The sequence below is a fragment of the Hymenobacter terricola genome, from assembly GCF_017921975.2.
GTDB lineage: Bacteria > Bacteroidota > Bacteroidia > Cytophagales > Hymenobacteraceae > Hymenobacter > Hymenobacter terricola.
Map to the genome: position 1 here is coordinate 1 of NZ_JAGEMO020000104.1, position 1,445 is coordinate 1,445.

1 rRNA gene is annotated in these 1,445 nt (G+C 56.6%); it reads left to right on the top strand.

Annotation, left to right across the window (positions count from 1 at the left end):
- A 16S ribosomal RNA gene (locus J4G38_RS25575) occupies positions 1-1,438 on the top strand; the annotation flags it as partial.
- Between the last annotated feature and the right edge of the window lie 7 nt (positions 1,439-1,445).

Sequence of the window (1,445 nt, forward strand, 5' to 3'; positions counted from 1 at the left end):
ATAGAGATAGTGGCGCACGGGTGCGTAACGCGTAACCAACCTACCCGAATCTGGGGGATAGCCCGCCGAAAGGCGGATTAATACCGCATAAGACTATAGAGCGGCATCGTTCAGTAGTTAAAGATTTATTGGATTCGGATGGGGTTGCGTGCCATTAGCTGGTTGGGGGGGTAACGGCCCACCAAGGCGACGATGGCTAGGGGAGCTGAGAGGCTGGTCCCCCACACGGGCACTGAGATCCGGGCCCGACTCCTACGGGAGGCAGCAGTAGGGAATATTGGGCAATGGGCGCGAGCCTGACCCAGCCATGCCGCGTGCAGGATGAAGGCTTTCTGAGTCGTAAACTGCTTTTGCCAGGGAAGAAAAAACGGGATGCGTCCCGTACTGACGGTACCTGGTGAATAAGCACCGGCTAACTCCGTGCCAGCAGCCGCGGTAATACGGAGGGTGCAAGCGTTGTCCGGATTTATTGGGTTTAAAGGGTGCGTAGGCGGCCGATTAAGTCTGGGGTGAAAGCCCGTTGCTCAACAACGGAACTGCCCTGGAAACTGGTTGGCTTGAGTACAGACGAGGGTGGCGGAATGGACGGTGTAGCGGTGAAATGCATAGATACCGTCCAGAACCCCGATTGCGAAGGCAGCTGCCTAGACTGTAACTGACGCTGAGGCACGAAAGCGTGGGGAGCGAACAGGATTAGATACCCTGGTAGTCCACGCCGTAAACGATGGATACTCGCTGCGGGCGATAGAAGGTCCGTGGCTTAGCGAAAGCGTTAAGTATCCCACCTGGGGAGTACGCTCGCAAGAGTGAAACTCAAAAGAATTGACGGGGGCCCGCACAAGTGGTGGAGCATGTGGTTTAATTCGATGATACGCGAGGAACCTTACCTAGGCTAGAATGCGCGTGACCGGCTCAGAGATGAGCCTTTCCTTCGGGACACAAAGCAAGGTGCTGCATGGCCGTCGTCAGCTCGTGCCGTGAGGTGTTGGGTTAAGTCCCGCAACGAGCGCAACCCCTATGGTTAGTTGCCAGCACGTAATGGTGGGGACTCTAGCCAGACTGCCTGCGCAAGCAGTGAGGAAGGCGGGGACGACGTCAGGTCATCATGGCCCTTACGCCTAGGGCTACACACGTGCTACAATGGACGGTACAGCGGGTTGCCAACCAGCGATGGTGCGCCAATCCCGAAAAGCCGTTCTCAGTTCGGATCGGAGTCTGCAACTCGACTCCGTGAAGCTGGAATCACTAGTAATCGCGTATCAGCAATGACGCGGTGAATACGTTCCCGGGCCTTGTACACACCGCCCGTCAAGCCATGGAAGTTTGGTAGACCTGAAGCCGGTGCTCGTCACAGAAGCCGGTTAGGGTAGAACAGGTAACTAGGGCTAAGTCGTAACAAGGTAGCCGTACCGGAAGGTGCGGCTGGATCACCTCCTTTCTGGAGC